Raw genomic sequence first — 16,256 nt, 5'->3', positions numbered from 1 at the left:
GGATGCCTATATGTGTCCGCATCCCATCTGACACGGAGTCCGCCCAATGTCCGCCAGCGCCCCGATCACGCAGGATGTCCTGACCATTCCGCGCAAGGCCCCCGAAGGCCCGATGAACATCGTCGGGCTGACGCGGCCTGCCCTGCGCGACGCGCTGATCGCCACCGGCACGCCGGAGAAACAGGCGAAAATGCGGGTCGGGCAGATCTGGCAGTGGATCTATGAAAAGGGCGTGCGCGATTTTGCGCTGATGACCAACCTCGCCAAGGGCTACCGCGCCGAACTGGCGGAGCATTTCGTCATCGAGGTGCCCGAAGTGGTCAGCCGCACGGTCTCGGCAGATGGCACCCGGAAATACCTGGTGCGCATCGCGGGCGGGCACGAGGTCGAGGTGGTCTATATCCCCGAATCCGATCGCGGCACCTTGTGCGTGTCCAGCCAGGTGGGCTGCACCCTGACCTGTTCCTTCTGCCATACCGGCACCCAGAAACTGGTGCGCAACCTGACGGCGGGTGAGATCGTCGGCCAGATCATGATCGCCCGCGACGATCTGGGCGAATGGCCGGAACTGGGCCGCGCGCCGAAGAACGAGACCCGGTTGCTCAGCAACGTGGTCCTGATGGGCATGGGCGAGCCGCTCTACAATTTCGACAATGTGCGCGACGCGATGAAGATCGCGATGGATAACGAGGGGATCTCCCTCAGCCGCCGCCGCATCACCCTCAGCACCTCGGGCGTCGTGCCCGAGATCGCCAAGACAGCGCAGGAGATCGGCTGCATGCTGGCGGTGTCCTTCCACGCCACCACGGATGAGGTCCGCGACAAGTTGGTGCCGATAAATAAACGGTGGCCGATCAAGGAACTTCTTGAGGCGCTCAAGAGTTATCCCAAAGCCTCGAATTCCGAAAGGATCACGTTCGAGTATGTGATGCTCAAGGGCGTGAACGATTCGGACGAGGACGCGCGCCGCCTGGTGCAGCTGATCAAGGGCATCCCGGCCAAGATCAACCTGATTCCCTTCAACGAATGGCCCGGCGCGCCTTACGCGCGCTCGGACTGGGAGCGGATCGAGAAATTCGCCGATATCGTCTACAAGGCGGGCTATGCCAGCCCGATCCGCACCCCGCGCGGGGAGGATATCATGGCCGCTTGCGGGCAGCTCAAATCCGCCACCGAACGCGCCCGCAAAAGCCGCGCGCAGATCGCCGCCGAGGCCGGGATCACCGATTAACCCAGGCCCGGACGCGAAAAAGGCGGCCCCCGAAAGGACCGCCTTTTCCTAACCAAATAACCGTGGCCGGCTGATCAGTCAGCTGCGATTGCTGCTGCGATCAGGATCAGAGCCAGGATCGGAACGATGACGCCGCCAGCGGAGGAAGCAGTTTCTTCCACGATGACGACGGGTTCCAGGACGGGCTCAACATAGCCGCCCGCAAATGCGGACGTGGCGGCGACGGAAAGAGCGGCTGCAAGTGCGAGTTTTTTCATTGTATCCTCCAAGATACGCCCCAAAAGTTTTCGCGCGGTATTACGCATAGCGGGGCACCCAAGACTGTACCTCGTGACCCGGTTTAAGCAGCAATATCCTTGGATTGCAATGGCGTGAAACGGCCCGTTCCCCCAAGATCGCCGCGTTGTCGTCAAATAAGCAACACTTGGGTGCCGTTACGCATCAGGCCGCACAGCGCGGCAATATGCTCATTATAAAGGCCGATACAGTCGTTTGACGACCGCCGCGCGATCTTGCGCGTGTCATGCGTGCCGCGCAGGCGGGGAATATTGTCGGGACGAGGCCAGGCGCGTGCACCGGAGCCGGCGAAGATGCCCCGGCTCATCCCCGGTATTCGGGGCGCTTGACCTCGACGCCTTGGGAAAACCGCCGCCTTTTTCCTCAAGTTACAGGTTGCCTGTTGCACGCTCCATTCACGACCCCGGCGAAATGGCTGGTCTTGCCCGGTTGTGTTTGATCGGGCGCGGGTCGGGCTGTATGGCTTTGTCGCAACAAATCACCGATCAGGCAGTCACCCCCATGTTGCGACGCTCCTTCATCATGACGACGGCATTGGCTGCTCTTGCCGCTTGCGGGGCCACCACCACCGCGCCACGGCTGGGCTCTGACGGGCGGCCCCTGCCGACGATCTACCGAATCAATCCGCGCGATGCGGGCGATATCCAGTTCCGCGTCCTCGACAGCGTCAATGCCCTGCGCAGCGCGGCGGGTGTGCCCGAAATGCGCCTGAATGCCGAATTGAACGCCGCCGCCGCCACCCATTCGCGCGACATGTCGGTGCAGAACCGGCCCTGGCATTTCGGCTCGGACGGATCCTCGCCCATCGACCGGGCGGAACGGGCGGGGTATCGCGGCCGGGTGTTGGGCGAGAATATCTCGGAGACCTATGAATCCGAGTTGGAGACCGTCGCCGCCTGGATGCAGCAGCCCGATACCCGCGACGTGATCACCGATCCCGCCGCCCGCGACCTGGGCTTTGCCTATTTCCAGGAGCCGAGCGGCAAGATCTGGTGGACCATGGTGACGGGCGATGGCGACGGCACGGGCCAGGGCCTGCCCGCCAACCGGTCGTGAGCGCCGGTTTTTTCTGACAAAGCTGTCAAGAATTCCTGACAAACCTGTCAGAAATCCGGCCTGTCAGGGCAGGATGTCGATGGGTATCGCGTCCTGCGCCCCCCTGTAAGTGCCGGGCAATCCGCGTGCCTCGGGAATCACTTCCTATCCCGCTCGGCGGCGAGCAGCGCATCCAGCCCCGCCTTGTAGGTCGGGTATTTCAGCGTCACGCCCAGTTCCCGCTTCATCCGCGCGTTGCTGACCCGCTTGCTCTCGGCGTAGAAACTGCGCGCCATGGGGGACAGGTCGGCCTCGTCGAAGGGCGTGGCGGGGGGCAGGGGACGCCCAAGCAGATGCGCCGCATAGCCGATCACATCCTCGGGCGCGGCGGGGTCATCATCGCAGATATTGTAGATCGCGCCGGGATTGGGTGCAGATATGGAGGCCGCAAGCGCCTGCGCAATGTCCTCGACATGGATCCGGCTGAACACCTGCCCCGGCTTGATGATCCGCCGCGCGGTGCCATTGCGCACCTTCTCGAACGGCCCGCGACCGGGGCCGTAGATGCCCGGCAGGCGGAAGATATGCAGCGGCAGGCCATGGTCGCGCATCAATGCCTGCCACTGGCCCTCCGTCACCACCCGCGCCTGCCCGCGTCTGGTGGCAGGATCAGGCGGCGTGGTTTCATCCACCCAATCGCCGCCGTGATGGCCATAAACCCCTGTGGTTGACAGATACCCCACCCATTTCAGGGACCTGGCAACCGCCGCGATCTGGTCATGCAGGTGTTTCAGCACCGGATCGGCCCCGTCCTCGGGCCCCGCGCTGATCAGCAGATGCGTGGCCCTGGCGAGGTCGTCTGCCATGTCGCTGCCCGGAAAGATGCGCGGCGTGACGCCCCGCGCGCGCAACCCTTCGGCCTTTTCTTCGGACCGGGTCGTTGCGATGATCGGCGCGGGCAGGGCGTCGCGGTGGTTTTCCACCAGCACCTTGCAGGAATATCCCATGCCGAAAATGATCAGGCTCATCGCAATCTCTCCACCGCCCAGCGGGCTGCATCCTTCACCGTGTCGTCGGGGTCGTCCAGCAGCCCCTGCGCGGTGTCTAGCAACCCGGAATCCCCACTGTTTCCAATCGCATAGAGCACATTGCGGATGAACCGGTTGCGCCCGATCCGCTTGACCGGATTGCCCGAGAACATGGTGCGAAACGCGGCGTCGTCCAGCCTCGCCAGTTCCGCGAGCTTCGGGCTTTGCAACTCGGGCCGCCCTGCATAGCGCATCTCGCGCGCCTCCACCGCGAACTTGTTCCAGGGACAGATTGCAAGGCAATCGTCACAGCCGAAAATGCGATTGCCCATCAGGGGGCGCAGCGCCTCGTCCACCGGTCCGTGATGTTCGATGGTCAGGTAGGAAATGCAGCGCCGCGCATCCAGTTGATAGGGCGCGGGGAAGGCATCCGTGGGGCATATATCCAGACAGGCGGTGCAATTGCCGCAATGATCAGCCTCGGCGGGATCGGCGGGCAGCTCCAGCGTGGTGAAAATACTGCCCAGAAAGAACCAGTTGCCCAGGTCGCGCGCCAGAAGGTTGGTGTGCTTGCCCTGCCAGCCAAGGCCGGATGCCTGGCCAAGCGGTTTCTCCATCACCGGGGCGGTATCGACGAAAACCTTGATTTCTTCCTCCGGCACCTGCTCCAGCAACCAGCGCCCGACCCGTTTGAGCCGCTTCTTCAGGGCATCGTGGTAATCGCGGTTCTGCGCGTAAACGCTGATCGTGCCGCAATCCTGCGCTTTCAGGGGCTCCAGCGGGTCGATCTCGGGCGTGTAGGGCTCGGCCAGCATGACCACCGATCGCGCCTCCGGCCACAAGGCGGTGGGATCGCCGCGCCAGCCCATGCGCGCCTCCATCCAGCCCATCTGCCCGTGACGCCCCTTTGCGACATACTCCGCCAGCCGCCCCGCCGCCTGCGGGATCGCATCCGGGCGGCAGACGCGCATCTTGGCAAAGCCCTCCTCCAGGGCCTTGGCCTCCAGTTGCGTCTTCAGATCGGTCAAAAGTCCAGGTTTGCGTAATGTGGCGGCTGGATGAAGCCCGGTACCTGATCGGCCAGGATCGACCGGAAGGCGGGGCGCGACTTGATCTTGGCGTACCAGTCCTTGACGATGGCCGAGCGGTTCCAGTCCACGTCCGAGATGTAATCCAGGCAGGACAGATGCGCTGCGGCGGCGAAATCGGCGAGCGTCAGGCTGTCGCCCGCAAGCCAGCGGCGATGATCCAAGAGCCAATCCATGTAGTCGAGGTGGAACTTGATCTTCTGCGCGCCGGTCTTGACCGATTTGCCGTCCGGGTAGCCGCCGCGCATCACCTTCTTGTTGACCCGTTCATAGACCAGGTTCGCCGTCACCTCGTGATGGAACTTGTCGTCGAACCAGGCGCAGAGGCGGCGCACCTCGGCCCGGCCCTTGGGATCGCCAGGCATCAGCGCGGGCGTCGGGTTGGTTTCCTCAAGATATTCGCAGATCGCCTGGCTCTCGCTCATGTGCAGCCCGTCGATCTTGAGGATCGGCACCTTGGCGGCGGGGTTGCGGCGCACGAATTCGTTCGATGGCTCCCAGTACTTCTCCTCGATCAACTCCACGTCGATCTTCTTTTCCGCCAGGACCAGGCGGACCTTGCGGCAGAACGGGGACAGGGCGAAATGGTAAAGACGGGTCATGGCCTGCTCTTCTTGATCTTATGCCCAACCTCTTTCGCCTGAATGCCCCGGAAATTCAACGCGCAAAGCACGCATCGCGGCCATCCGCGCCAATCGTTGCCGCCCCTTCGGCGATAGAGCGCGCACGCATCAGCACGGATTGCGACGGGTTCGAGGCCGATCTGTCCTGCGGATTGGGCAGGACGGCGGCCAGCCGCGCGGCCTGTTGCGGGTTCAGATCGGCGGCGGGGATGCCGAAATAATGCTGCGCGGCGGCCTCGGCCCCGAAAACACCCTCACCGAATTCGACGATATTGAGGTAGACCTCCAGCACGCGGCGCTTGCTCCAGAGCGTCTCCATCACCGGGGTCATCAGCGCCTCGAGCGCCTTGCGGGGCCAGGACCGGCCCTGCCACAGGAAGGCGTTCTTGACCGTCTGCTGGCTGATGGTCGATCCGCCGCGCGCCGCGCCTGCCGCGATGGCCGCGCGGATCGCGTCCATGTCGAACCCCCAATGCAGGCAGAAATTCGCATCCTCCGCCGCCACCACGGCGCGGGCCAGATGCACCGAGATCTCCTCCATCGGGCGCCAGTCCTGCGTCACGCCGACCCTGCGCCCCTCGCTGATCATGTAGGGCGTGGTCGGCGGGGCCACGACGCCATATAGCGCGATCCACGCCACTGCCAGCACGGCGGCCAGCAATATGCCGCGCGTCACCAGCCGCAGCGCGCGCCGCCACAGCGGCCGCCGCTTTGTCTTCCTCTTCCGGGCCAATCTGCCCCTCCTGCCCATCGTCTTCGTCAAAATACCTCTGCCGGAGGCACCTGCGAAACCCCTAATCCTGCGCGCCGTCTGCTGTCATGAAAATGTCGCTTGAAGCCGCAAAAAACCGGTGTCACGCTTGGGCATGGAAAAAGTGACTGAAATCAACACATGGGCCGACTGCGCCGCCGATCTGGTCGCCGTCGCCGCCGGACGCAAACCCGCCGATCTGGTGATCCGGAACACGAGGCTTGCCAATGTGCAGAGCCGCGAGGTGCTGGACGGCTGGGAGGTGGCGGTGATCGCGGGCCGCTTCGCCTATGTCGGGCCGGATGCGGGGCACTGCATCGGGGATGGCACAGAGGTCATTGACGCCAAGGGCCGCTACCTGATCCCCGGTCTTTGCGACGGGCATATGCACATAGAATCGGGCATGCTGACGCCCGCCGAATTTGCCCGCGCGGTCGCGCCCCACGGCACCACCACCATGTTCACCGACCCGCATGAGATCGCCAATGTGCTCGGCCTGCGCGGGGTGCGGCTGATGCATGACGAGGCGCTGATGCAGCCCGTGAACATCTACACGCAGATGCCTTCCTGCGCGCCGTCGGCACCGGGGCTGGAAACGACAGGGTATGAGATCAGCGCCGAGGATGTGGCCGAAGCAATGACCTGGCCCGGTATCATCGGCCTGGGTGAGATGATGAATTTTCCGGGCGTGGTGAATGGCGACCCCCAGATGCTGGCCGAGATGGCCGAGACGATGCGCGCAGGCAAGACCGTGGGCGGGCATTACGCCAGCCCCGACCGAGGCCCGGCCTTCCACGCCTATGCAGCGGGCGGGCCTGCGGATGATCACGAAGGCACGCGGGAGAGCGATTCCATCGACCGCGCGCGGCAGGGCATGCGCTCGATGATGCGGCTGGGATCGGCCTGGTATGATGTCGAAAGCCAGATCACGGCAGTGACGGAAAAAGGGCTGGACCCGCGCAACTTCATCCTCTGCACCGATGATTGCCATTCCGGCACGCTGGTGAACGATGGCCACATGAACCGGGTGCTGCGCCACGCGATTGAGTGCGGTTGCGATCCGATGGTCGCGCTTCAGATGTGCACGATCAACACCGCCACGCATTTCGGGCTGGAACGCGAGCTTGGCTCGATCGCGCCGGGGCGGCGGGCCGACATGATCCTGACATCTGACCTGGCGGCCCTGCCGATCGAGCAGGTCTTCGCGCGCGGGGTGATGATAGCCCAGGAGGGCCGGATGCTGGCCGATTGCCCGCATCTCGACTGGCCCGAGGACGCCCGCCAGACGGTGCATCTGGGCAAGGAATTGACCGCCGCGGATTTCGGGATCGAAGCCCCCGAAGGGGCCAATTCGGCCCGCGTCAGAGTAATCGGCGTGGTCGAGAACCAGGCCCCGACCGAGGCGTTGATCCGGGAACTGCCGGTGATCGACGGGCTGGTCGAGGGCGAGGGTGGCACCTGCCAGATTGCGCTGGTGGAACGCCACCGCGCGACAGGCGGCGTGGTCAATGCCTTCGTCTCGGGCTTCAACTACGAGGGCCGGATGGCCATGGCCTCGACCGTGGCGCATGACAGCCACCACATGATCGTCGTCGGCACCGACCGCGAAAACATGGCGCTGGCCGCGATGCGGTTGGGTGAGGTCGGCGGCGGTGTCACCTTTTACAAGGACGCAGAGGAACAGGCGCTGGTCGAACTTCCCATCGCCGGATTGATGTCCGACAGCCCCGCCCACGAGGTCGCCGCCAAGGCCGACAGGCTGGTCGCCGCGATGGCCGCCTCTGGTTGCAGGCTCAACAATGCCTATATGCAGCATTCGCTTCTGGCCCTGCCGGTGATCCCGGCGCTCCGTATCTCGGACCTGGGGCTGGTCGATGTCAGCACATTTCAACTCACTTCCCTTTTCGCAGAGGAACCTGCATGACCCTGCATTCCCGACACTTGCCGATCCAAAGCCCGCCCAAGGCCGAACCGAGGGTCTTTACCGATGCGCGCGAGGCGGTGGCCTATCTGCAGGAGTGCTACGCCCATGCGACGGCGTTCCTGGCGCAGAAATTCAACGCCGTTGTCGGCGGCGAAATGCCCGATTGCCGATTCCGCGCCTTCTACCCCGAGATCCGGATCACCACGACCAGCTTCGGCCAGGTCGACAGCCGCCTGTCCTTCGGCCATGTGTCCGAGCCCGGCACCTATGCCACCACGGTCACCCGGCCCGACCTGTTCAAGCATTACCTGACGCAGCAGATCCAGCTTCTGCTCGACAATCACAGCGTGCCCATCGGGATCGGGCAATCGACCACGCCGATCCCGGTGCATTTCGCGGTGCTGGACGATGCCGATATCCAGATCCCGCAGGAAGGCGCGATGCGCTTTCCGCTGCGCGACGTGTTCGACGTGCCCGATCTCAGCACCACGAATGACCGGATCGTCAATGGCTACGGCTTTCACAACGAGGACGGATCGGGCCCGCTGGCCCCCTTCACCGCGCAGCGTATCGACTATTCGCTGGCGCGGCTGTCGCATTACACCGCCACCGCGCCCGAGCATTTCCAGAACCATGTGCTGTTCACCAACTACCAGTTCTATGTCGACGAGTTCGTCGCCTATGCGCGCGAGGTGCTGCGCGACGCGGCCAGCGGCTACACCGCCCTGGTCGGCCCCGGCAACCAGGTGATCACCGACCCCGACGCGGCGTTGCATGAGCTGGCCAAGCTGCCGCAAATGCCCACCTTTCACCTCGTGCGCGAGGGCGGGGCGGGCATCACCCTGGTCAATATCGGCGTCGGCCCGTCGAATGCCAAGACCGCGACCGACCATATCGCCGTGTTGCGCCCGCATGTCTGGCTGATGGTCGGCCATTGCGCGGGCCTGCGCAATTCGCAGAGCCTTGGCGATTACGTGCTGGCCCATGCCTATCTGCGCGAGGATCACGTGCTGGATGACGACCTGCCGGTCTGGGTGCCGATCCCGGCGCTGGCCGAGGTGCAGATCGCGCTGGAACACGCGGTCGAGGCGGTCAGCGAGTTCGAGGGCTTCGACCTCAAGCGCATCATGCGCACCGGCACGGTGGCCACCATCGACAACCGCAACTGGGAATTGCGCGACCAGTCCGGCCCGGTGCAACGGCTGAGCCAGTCCCGCGCCATCGCGCTGGATATGGAAAGCGCCACCATCGCCGCCAACGGGTTCCGGTTCCGGGTGCCCTATGGCACGCTTCTGTGCGTCTCGGACAAGCCCCTTCATGGCGAATTGAAGCTGCCTGGCATGGCCAGTTCGTTCTACAAAACGCAGGTTTCGCGGCATCTTCTGATCGGAATCCGCGCGATGGAGGCGTTGCGGGAAATGCCCCTGGAACGGCTCCACAGCCGGAAATTGCGCAGTTTCGAGGAGACAGCGTTCCTCTGAATGGGCAAAAAGCCACAAAAAACGCTGTTTTCTTGGGTTTTCGGCACACTAATCGTTGTGTGCCCCCCCTACATTCGGTTACCGTCTTGCCAACGAGCCCCATGGGTTCGGGCAGTTTAGGAGAAAACAAACATGGCACAGAAACCCATGACCAAGACCCAACTCGTGGCCGCTCTGGCAGAAGAGATGGGAAGCGACAAGAAAGCGGCCGCCGCCGCGCTGGACGCCGTATCCTCGGTTGTCAGCAAGGAGGTCGCCAATGGCGGCGCGGTGACCCTTCCGGGCATCGGCAAGGTCTATTGCCGCGAGCGGCCCGAGCGTATGGTCCGCAACCCCGCAACGGGCGAGCAGATCAAGAAGGACGCCGACAAGGTGGTGAAAGTGACGATCGCCAAGGCGCTGAAGGACAGCGTCAACGGCTGATTGCCTTCCCCGTCAAGAACATGCGAAGGGTCGTCCATCGGGCGGCCCTTTTGCTTTGGATGGAAGAACCATGGATCTGCGCGCCATTGCGATGGGATTGCTCTTCGCGCTTATCTGGTCCTCGGCCTTCACCTCGGCCCGGATCATCGTCGAGGCCGCGCCGCCGCTGGCCTCGCTGGCAGTGCGCTTTGCGATCTCGGGCGGGATCGGCGTGGTGCTGGCGCGCGCGCTCGGCCACAGTTGGTCCCTCAGCCGGGCACAATGGCGCGCCGTGATCATCTTCGGGGTCTGCCAGAACGCGCTTTATCTGGGCCTGAACTTCGTCGCCATGCAGTGGATCGAGGCGGGGCTGGCGGCGATCATCGCCTCCTCCATGCCGTTGATCGTGGCCGCCGCCAACTGGGCCGTCTTCCGCGAGCGCCTGCCTGCCATCGGTGTCCTGGGCCTCTTCGCCGGTTTCGGCGGTGTGGCGCTGATCATGGCGCAGCGGCTGTCGGGCGGGGTCGATGCGACCGGCGTGGCGCTCTGCCTCATCGGGGCGCTGGCGCTGGCGGTGGCAACGCTGTCGGTGCGCGGAGCGTCGACAGGGGGCGGCAGCGTGCTGATGGTTGTGGGGTTGCAGATGCTGGTCGGCAGCGCGGCGCTCTTGCCCTTTGCGCTGGTGCTGGAAACATGGGAGGTCACCTGGTCCTGGCAACTTGGCGTGGCCTTCACCTACACGGTCTTTGCGCCGGGGCTGCTGGCGACGCTCATCTGGTTCGTTCTGGTCAGCCGCATCGGCGCGACCCGCGCCGCGACGTTCCATTTCCTGAACCCGTTCTTCGGCGTCGCCATCGCAGCGCTGATCCTGGGCGAGGCGCTGACTGGCGCCGACATCCTGGGCGTGGCGATCATTGCAGGCGGTATCCTGGCGGTGCAGTTGGCGCGGGTGGGCAACGCAGGTGTCAGGTGAGGACGAGCGGTTGCTGCGCCACCGATCGGGGCGATCTCCAGGGGCTGATGGATCAGGGGGCAGAGTGGCGTGTCAGACGCTGCCGGGATCGTTGGTCGATGTGACCTGGACATTGTCCACGCCCCAGCTTTCATCGCCGACATCTTGGTCGAGGGTTGACCCGAAACCGACGCTCATCGACGGGCCGGGATTCGTGACCTCGACCCGGACCGAGAAACTCTGATCGGTCCAGCCGCTATTATAGCCGGAGTTTCCGCGTGTCCCGTTCGGTGTCAGGGTCACGGAATAATTGCCATCGCTCGTCACCCATGACCCGGTCGTGCCGCTGGTGCGATAGTCGAAATTGTGGGCGCTGATCGGGTTGCCGTCGATGAAGAGGATGAATTCCTCGCTGTCCCAACTGTCGATGGCGTGCATGTCGAACTCGACCACGGCGCTGTCATATCCCGAGAGCAGGTCGTAGGTGCGCGTCACCATTTCTTCGCCGTTCGACCCGCCATAGGGGCCGAGGATGCCGCCGAAGGCGTCCTCGCTGCCATCGACCTGGCCCCCGACCCAGAACCCGGCGGAGTTCTCGAAATCGTCGAAATAGGTCTGGCGGGCAAAGCTTGTATTGACGATATTGCCGCGCAGGGCGGCTTCGATGTCACCGGCGATATTCTCGACACCGACGGCGCTGGAATTGACCGCGGCGAGGCCCGAGCCGACCATGGCGGCGGACAGCACGACGTAATCGGTCGTGACAGCGCCCGATTCAGAGCGGATGAAGTCGGTCAGAAGCATGGATCCGGTCCCGTATATTGTCCCCCGACAAGGATCAATAATCCGGAATCATGGTTAAATTAGGAAAGAAATCAGCCGATTTGCCCGCGATTTGCCCCAATCTGACCGCGATGCAGAAGCAGGTGATCGAGGATCACGGCCGCCATCATCGCCTCGCCCACGGGCACGGCGCGGATGCCGACGCAGGGGTCATGGCGGCCCTTGGTGACGATTTCGGCGGCTTCGCCCGATTTGGTGATGGTCTTGCGCGGCGTCAGAATGGACGAGGTCGGCTTGACCGCGAAACGCACCACCACGTCCTGCCCGGTTGAGATCCCGCCCAGGATGCCGCCCGCGTGGTTGGAGTTGTAGACCGGGCCATCCGGCCCCATCGCGATTTCATCGGCATTGGCTGATCCGGTCAGGGTCGCGGCGCCCATGCCCGCGCCGATCTCGACGCCCTTGACGGCATTGATGCTCATCATCGCGGCGGCAAGGTCGGTGTCCAGCTTGGCATAGACCGGCGCGCCGAGCCCCGCGGGCACGCCGCGCGCCGTCACTTCGATGATCGCGCCGACGCTGTCGCCGGATTTGCGCAACTCGTCAAGGTATGCCGCCCATGTCTCGGCAGCCCTGGAATCGGGCGTCCAGAATGGGTTCTGTTCGATCTGGTTCCAGTCGAAATTGCCGCGGTCGATGCCGTGCGGCCCCATCTGCACCATGTAGCCGGTGATTTTCAGCCCCGGCGCCAGTGTATCGAGCGCCGCCCGCGCGATGCCGCCCGCCGCCACCCGCGCCGCCGTTTCGCGTGCGCTGGAGCGCCCGCCGCCGCGCGGATCGCGGATGCCGTATTTCTGCCAATAGGTGATGTCGGCATGGCCGGGGCGGAATTTCTCGGCAATGTCACCGTAATCCTTGGACCGCTGATCGGTGTTGCGGATCATCAGCTGGATCGGCGTGCCGGTGGTCTGCCCCTCATAGGTGCCCGAGAGGATTTCCACCTGGTCGGGTTCGCGCCGCTGCGTGGTATATCTGTTCTGCCCCGGTTTGCGCTTGTCCAGCCAGTGCTGCAGCATCGCCGCGTCGATGCGAACCCCCGGCGGGCAGCCATCCACTGTTGCGCCCAATGCGGGCCCGTGGCTTTCGCCCCAGGTGGTGACGCGGAAGAGGTGGCCATAGCTGTTCATCGACATCGGCGCGCGATCCTTGGTTGTTCGGCCAAGGGGGTAGCGCGCCGCAGGCCCGATGCCAAGCCCATCCCTTGCCAAGCGCGGGCGTAGGGATTAGGTGCAGGGATACCTCGGGGGGGCCGGAAGGCCTGAGATGCTGCTTCAGCGGACCCGTTGAACCTGAACCGGTTAGGACCGGCGGAGGGAAGGTCTGGGATGCTCTCAATACCTCACTTCGCCCGTCGCAATGAAAGGCAAAGTGACCATGAAAACGCCCCTCATCGCCTCGGGATTGATCCTTGCGGCTGGCATGGCCAGCGCGGATACACCCGTCTTGACGATCTACACCTATGACAGTTTCACCTCAGATTGGGGCCCCGGCCCGGCGGTCGAAGCCGCGTTCGAGGAAACCTGCGGCTGCGACCTGCAATTCGTCGGCGCGGGCGACGGGGCCTCGCTGCTGGCGCGGCTGCGGCTGGAGGGCGACAGCACCGATGCCGATATCGTGCTTGGCCTCGACACCAACCTGATTGCCGCCGCGCGCGAGACCGGCCTTTTTGCCGATCACGGGGTGGACGCCTCAAACCTGACCCTGCCGGTGGCGTGGCAGGACGACCAGTTCCTGCCCTTCGACTGGGGCTATTTCGCCTTCATCCACGACACCGACATGCAGAATGTGCCGACCAGCTTTACCGAGCTGGCCGAAAGCGATGCGCGTATCGTGATCCAGGACCCCCGCTCCTCTACCCCTGGCCTCGGGCTGTTGATGTGGGTGAAATATGTTTACGGCGATGCGGCGGAAGCCGTCTGGGAAGCGCTGGCCGACAATATCGTCACCGTCACGCCGGGCTGGTCCGAGGCTTACGGGCTGTTCCTGGAGGGCGAGGCCGATATGGTCCTGTCCTACACCACCTCGCCCGCCTATCACCTGATCGCCGAGGAGGATGACACCCGCACCGCGGCGCTGTTCGACGCGGGCCATTACCTCCAGATCGAGGTGGCGGCCATGGTCGAAGGCTCGGACCATGCGGACCTTGCGCGCGACTTCCTGGCCTTCATGCTGACCCCGGCGTTCCAATCCGTCATTCCCACGACCAACTGGATGTACCCTGCCGCCCTGCCCGCGTCGGACCTGCCGGAGGGGTTCGACACGCTGATCCAGCCGCAACCGGGCCTGATCTTTACGCCGGAAGAAGCTGCCGCCCTGCGCGATGAAGCATTGGAAGAATGGCGCGCAGCGCTCAGCCAGTAGGGATCTCGGCCTGGGCGGGGGCGGCTGTCGCGGCCCTCGTCCTGACCGTGATCGCCGTGCCGCTTGGCGCGGTGATGTTGCGCGCCGATGCGTCATCGGGGCTTGGGCCTGCCGATTGGGCGGCGGTGCGCTTCACCGTGGGGCAGGCGTTCCTGTCGGCGCTGTTCAGCGTCGGGCTTGCCATTCCCGTCGCCCGCGCGCTGGCGCGGCGGAATTTCCGGGGCCGCAGCGCCTTGATCGCGCTTATGGGCGCGCCCTTCATCCTGCCGGTGATCGTCGCGGTCCTGGGACTGCTGACCGTCTTCGGGCGGCAGGGTGCGCTCAGCGAGATCCTGCGCCTCTTCGGCCTACCGGGGGTGGAGATCTACGGGCTGCACGGTGTCGTGCTGGCGCATGTCTTCTTCAACCTGCCGCTGGCGGTGCGGCTGATCCTGCAGGGCTGGCTGGCGATCCCGGTGGAGCGTTTCCGCCTGGCCGCGACGCTTGGGTTTTCCTCGCGCGACATCGGGCGGCACATGGAGCGCCCGATGCTGCGCAATGTCCTGCCGGGTGCGTTCCTGGTGATCTTCCTCATTTGCACCACGTCCTTCGCGGTCGCCCTGACGCTTGGCGGGGGGCCGCGTGCCACGACGGTGGAACTGGCGATCTACCAGGCGTTCCTGTTCGATTTCGACCTCGGACGTGCGGCGCTGCTTGGGGTGGTGCAGGTGGCGATCTGCGTGATAGCGGGCGTCTTCGTCCTCTGGGTTGCGACGCCCAATGCGATTGGCACGGGCCTCGATCAGCCGGTGGAACGCTGGGATGGGCAGAGCCGCGCCGCGCGCCTGCTGGATGGCGCGTTCATCACCGCCGCCGCGTTGTTCCTGTTGCTGCCGCTGACGGCCGTCGTGCTGCGCGGGGCGGGGGCGATTGCCACGATGCCGCCGTCGATCTGGGTCGCGGCGCTGCGCTCCATCGCCTTGTCGCTGGTGACGGCCAGCGTTGCCGTGGGGATGGCCCTGCCGATGGCGATGCTGATCGCGCGAGGCCGTGCGCGGGGTTTCCTTGAGACCATCGGCGCGCTGTCCATCGCCGTCTCTCCGCTGGTGATCGGCACCGGGCTGTTCCTGATCCTGCGCCCCATTGCAGGGCCGACCGATATGGCGCTGCCGGTGACGGGCCTGGTCAATGCGCTGGCGGCGCTGCCTTTCGTGCTGCGGGCGCTGGTGCCTGCGGTGGAGCAGGCCGAGGCCGGATATGGGCGGGTGGCGCTGTCGCTTGGCCTCTCCGGTCCGAACTACCTGCGCCATGTCCTGCTGCCCCGCCTGCGCCGTCCGCTTGGCTTCGGTGCCGGATTGGCCGCTGCGTTGTCGATGGGCGATCTTGGGGTGATCACGCTCTTCGCGGCGCCGCAACAGGGCACGTTGCCGTTGGAGATGTATCGGTTGATGGGATCGTATCGCACCGACGACGCGCAGGGGGCGGCGCTGCTGCTCCTGGTGCTGAGCCTCGCGATATTCTGGATCTTCGACAGGGGAGGGCGCGTGAATGCTGCGGTTTGAACAGGGGCTGCTGCGCTTCGACGATTTCACGCTGGAGGCCGATTTCGAGGTTGCAAAGGGCGACCGGCTGGCCGTTCTGGGCGCGTCGGGCAGCGGCAAGTCGACCTTGCTGAGCGCCATTGCCGGGTTCCTGACGCTGGATCGGGGCCGCGTGATCGTGGATGGCGTGGACGTGACCCGGACACCTGCCCCGAAACGCCCGTTGAGCATCCTCTTTCAGGAGGGAAACCTGTTTCCGCATCTGACAGCCTTCGACAATGTCGCGCTTGGGCTGCGCACGGATCTGCGGCTGGACGAGGGGACGCGGGCCAGGGTGAACCAGGCGCTGGACCGTGTCGGGCTGGCCGAAATGGCGGCGCGCAGGCCGGGCGATCTGTCGGGCGGGCAGCGCTCGCGCGTGGCACTGGCGCGGATGCTGCTGAGGGGCAAGCCGCTGGCCCTGCTGGATGAGCCCTTCGCCGCGCTCGACCCCGGATTGCGGGCCGAGATGCTGGCGCTGATGGGCGAGCTGTGCGCCGATACCGGGCTGACGTTGGTCATGGTCAGCCACGACCTGCGCGATGCGGAGCGGTTGTGTTCGCATCTGCTGTTGCTGGAAGGCGGGCAGGTGGCGCTGCAGGGCGCGATGGCGGATGTGCTGCGCGACCCGCCCGAAATCCTGCGGCCCTGGATGTGACCCTCAAGACGAAAAACGCGCCC

Annotated in this window: 17 protein-coding genes and 1 riboswitch; of the genes, 9 read left to right on the top strand and 8 right to left on the bottom strand. The window is 64.9% G+C overall.

Translation table 11 applies throughout. The features are described 5' to 3' along the window. Positions 1 to 46 precede the first annotated feature (46 nt). Positions 47 to 1,231 carry a dual-specificity RNA methyltransferase RlmN gene (gene rlmN / locus HNS34_RS03930; RefSeq protein WP_172318236.1) on the top strand — a complete coding sequence of 395 codons (1,185 nt, stop codon included), beginning with the start codon at positions 47 to 49 and terminating at the stop codon, positions 1,229 to 1,231. Positions 1,232 to 1,305: 74 nt separating this feature from the next. Here the strand turns inward: rlmN and HNS34_RS03925 are convergent, their stop codons facing one another. Both HNS34_RS03925 and HNS34_RS03920 read right to left on the bottom strand, forming a co-directional pair. Then, positions 1,306 to 1,488: a hypothetical protein gene (locus HNS34_RS03925; protein ID WP_172318234.1), complete on the bottom strand. Its 183-nt coding sequence runs from the start codon at positions 1,486 to 1,488 to the stop codon at positions 1,306 to 1,308. Between the two features lie 152 nt (positions 1,489 to 1,640). Further along, on the bottom strand, positions 1,641 to 1,835 hold the full coding sequence (locus tag HNS34_RS03920) for a L,D-transpeptidase family protein (RefSeq protein ID WP_407925850.1): 195 nt from the start codon (positions 1,833 to 1,835) through the stop codon (positions 1,641 to 1,643). 194 nt (positions 1,836 to 2,029) lie between these two features. Here HNS34_RS03920 and dalA point away from each other — a divergent pair, with 194 nt between their 5' ends. Next, on the top strand, positions 2,030 to 2,584 hold the full coding sequence (dalA, locus tag HNS34_RS03915; RefSeq protein WP_172318232.1) for a divisome-associated lipoprotein DalA: 555 nt from the start codon (positions 2,030 to 2,032) through the stop codon (positions 2,582 to 2,584). Positions 2,585 to 2,721: 137 nt separating this feature from the next. Here dalA and HNS34_RS03910 read toward each other — a convergent pair whose 3' ends face one another. The 4 genes from HNS34_RS03910 to mtgA are packed head-to-tail and all read right to left on the bottom strand — an operon-like array spanning position 2,722 to position 6,053. Further along, positions 2,722 to 3,597 (bottom strand): SDR family oxidoreductase, encoded by an 876-nt coding sequence (locus HNS34_RS03910; protein ID WP_172318883.1) that lies wholly within the window; start codon positions 3,595 to 3,597, stop codon positions 2,722 to 2,724. Continuing rightward, entirely contained in the window at positions 3,588 to 4,619 is a 1,032-nt protein-coding gene (gene queG, locus HNS34_RS03905) for a tRNA epoxyqueuosine(34) reductase QueG (protein WP_172318230.1), read from the bottom strand. The genes HNS34_RS03910 and queG overlap by 10 nt, the downstream gene beginning before the upstream one ends. Continuing rightward, positions 4,616 to 5,281 (bottom strand): FtsZ-binding protein FzlA, encoded by a 666-nt coding sequence (fzlA, locus tag HNS34_RS03900; RefSeq protein ID WP_172318228.1) that lies wholly within the window; start codon positions 5,279 to 5,281, stop codon positions 4,616 to 4,618. Before fzlA ends, queG begins: the two co-directional genes overlap by 4 nt. Positions 5,282 to 5,336: 55 nt before the next feature. Next, positions 5,337 to 6,053 carry a monofunctional biosynthetic peptidoglycan transglycosylase gene (mtgA, locus tag HNS34_RS03895; protein WP_172318226.1) on the bottom strand — a complete coding sequence of 239 codons (717 nt, stop codon included), beginning with the start codon at positions 6,051 to 6,053 and terminating at the stop codon, positions 5,337 to 5,339. Positions 6,054 to 6,168: 115 nt separating this feature from the next. Here mtgA and HNS34_RS03890 point away from each other — a divergent pair, with 115 nt between their 5' ends. The 4 genes from HNS34_RS03890 to HNS34_RS03875 all read left to right on the top strand — a co-directional run bounded on the left by HNS34_RS03890 (position 6,169) and on the right by HNS34_RS03875 (position 10,833). Next, complete coding sequence (locus HNS34_RS03890; RefSeq protein ID WP_172318224.1) at positions 6,169 to 7,977, top strand: adenine deaminase; 1,809 nt, start codon at positions 6,169 to 6,171, stop codon at positions 7,975 to 7,977. After that, positions 7,974 to 9,458, top strand: a complete 1,485-nt coding sequence (locus HNS34_RS03885; protein ID WP_172318222.1) for an AMP nucleosidase — start codon at positions 7,974 to 7,976, stop codon at positions 9,456 to 9,458. Before HNS34_RS03890 ends, HNS34_RS03885 begins: the two co-directional genes overlap by 4 nt. Before the next feature lie 132 nt (positions 9,459 to 9,590). After that, complete coding sequence (locus HNS34_RS03880; protein ID WP_172318220.1) at positions 9,591 to 9,881, top strand: HU family DNA-binding protein; 291 nt, start codon at positions 9,591 to 9,593, stop codon at positions 9,879 to 9,881. Between the two features lie 70 nt (positions 9,882 to 9,951). Next, the gene (locus tag HNS34_RS03875; protein WP_172318218.1) at positions 9,952 to 10,833 is read left to right on the top strand and encodes a DMT family transporter; all 882 of its coding nucleotides are present in this window, start codon (positions 9,952 to 9,954) and stop codon (positions 10,831 to 10,833) included. A gap of 72 nt (positions 10,834 to 10,905) precedes the next feature. Here the strand turns inward: HNS34_RS03875 and HNS34_RS03870 are convergent, their stop codons facing one another. Then, positions 10,906 to 11,616 carry a hypothetical protein gene (locus HNS34_RS03870; RefSeq protein ID WP_172318216.1) on the bottom strand — a complete coding sequence of 237 codons (711 nt, stop codon included), beginning with the start codon at positions 11,614 to 11,616 and terminating at the stop codon, positions 10,906 to 10,908. Positions 11,617 to 11,687: 71 nt separating this feature from the next. Next, positions 11,688 to 12,788: a chorismate synthase gene (gene aroC / locus HNS34_RS03865; RefSeq protein ID WP_172318214.1), complete on the bottom strand. Its 1,101-nt coding sequence runs from the start codon at positions 12,786 to 12,788 to the stop codon at positions 11,688 to 11,690. 98 nt (positions 12,789 to 12,886) lie between these two features. Next, positions 12,887 to 12,988, top strand: a riboswitch (TPP riboswitch). A gap of 41 nt (positions 12,989 to 13,029) precedes the next feature. On the opposite strand from aroC, the gene thiB reads away from it, so the two are divergent. From thiB to HNS34_RS03850, 3 genes are read left to right on the top strand one after another with little or no spacing between them, the layout of a single operon-like run. Beyond that, positions 13,030 to 14,016, top strand: coding sequence for a thiamine ABC transporter substrate binding subunit (gene thiB, locus HNS34_RS03860; protein ID WP_172318212.1), 987 nt, complete (start codon positions 13,030 to 13,032; stop codon positions 14,014 to 14,016). Then, complete coding sequence (locus HNS34_RS03855) at positions 13,992 to 15,557, top strand: thiamine/thiamine pyrophosphate ABC transporter permease ThiP (protein WP_172318210.1); 1,566 nt, start codon at positions 13,992 to 13,994, stop codon at positions 15,555 to 15,557. The genes thiB and HNS34_RS03855 overlap by 25 nt, the downstream gene beginning before the upstream one ends. Beyond that, on the top strand, positions 15,544 to 16,233 hold the full coding sequence (locus HNS34_RS03850) for a thiamine ABC transporter ATP-binding protein (protein ID WP_172318208.1): 690 nt from the start codon (positions 15,544 to 15,546) through the stop codon (positions 16,231 to 16,233). Before HNS34_RS03855 ends, HNS34_RS03850 begins: the two co-directional genes overlap by 14 nt. Positions 16,234 to 16,256 lie beyond the last annotated feature (23 nt).

Source organism: Alterinioella nitratireducens (assembly GCF_013155465.1).
Lineage (GTDB): Bacteria > Pseudomonadota > Alphaproteobacteria > Rhodobacterales > Rhodobacteraceae > Alterinioella > Alterinioella nitratireducens.
This window is presented reverse-complemented; position numbering and strand designations above follow the sequence as displayed.

Excerpts from the sequence above, each read along its gene's own strand:
- HNS34_RS03855 (WP_172318210.1), top strand. The coding sequence starts at position 13,992 with ATGGCGCGCAGCGCTCAGCCAGTAGGGATCTCGGCCTGGGCGGGGGCG.
- HNS34_RS03885 (WP_172318222.1), top strand. The coding sequence starts at position 7,974 with ATGACCCTGCATTCCCGACACTTGCCGATCCAAAGCCCGCCCAAGGCC.
- HNS34_RS03925 (WP_172318234.1), bottom strand. The coding sequence starts at position 1,488 with ATGAAAAAACTCGCACTTGCAGCCGCTCTTTCCGTCGCCGCCACGTCC.
- HNS34_RS03870 (WP_172318216.1), bottom strand. The coding sequence starts at position 11,616 with ATGCTTCTGACCGACTTCATCCGCTCTGAATCGGGCGCTGTCACGACC.
- HNS34_RS03920 (WP_407925850.1), bottom strand. The coding sequence starts at position 1,835 with ATGAGCCGGGGCATCTTCGCCGGCTCCGGTGCACGCGCCTGGCCTCGT.
- aroC (WP_172318214.1), bottom strand. The coding sequence starts at position 12,788 with ATGTCGATGAACAGCTATGGCCACCTCTTCCGCGTCACCACCTGGGGC.
- HNS34_RS03880 (WP_172318220.1), top strand. The coding sequence starts at position 9,591 with ATGGCACAGAAACCCATGACCAAGACCCAACTCGTGGCCGCTCTGGCA.
- fzlA (WP_172318228.1), bottom strand. The coding sequence starts at position 5,281 with ATGACCCGTCTTTACCATTTCGCCCTGTCCCCGTTCTGCCGCAAGGTC.
- rlmN (WP_172318236.1), top strand. The coding sequence starts at position 47 with ATGTCCGCCAGCGCCCCGATCACGCAGGATGTCCTGACCATTCCGCGC.
- thiB (WP_172318212.1), top strand. The coding sequence starts at position 13,030 with ATGAAAACGCCCCTCATCGCCTCGGGATTGATCCTTGCGGCTGGCATG.
- HNS34_RS03875 (WP_172318218.1), top strand. The coding sequence starts at position 9,952 with ATGGATCTGCGCGCCATTGCGATGGGATTGCTCTTCGCGCTTATCTGG.
- dalA (WP_172318232.1), top strand. The coding sequence starts at position 2,030 with ATGTTGCGACGCTCCTTCATCATGACGACGGCATTGGCTGCTCTTGCC.
- HNS34_RS03890 (WP_172318224.1), top strand. The coding sequence starts at position 6,169 with ATGGAAAAAGTGACTGAAATCAACACATGGGCCGACTGCGCCGCCGAT.
- mtgA (WP_172318226.1), bottom strand. The coding sequence starts at position 6,053 with ATGGGCAGGAGGGGCAGATTGGCCCGGAAGAGGAAGACAAAGCGGCGG.
- HNS34_RS03850 (WP_172318208.1), top strand. The coding sequence starts at position 15,544 with ATGCTGCGGTTTGAACAGGGGCTGCTGCGCTTCGACGATTTCACGCTG.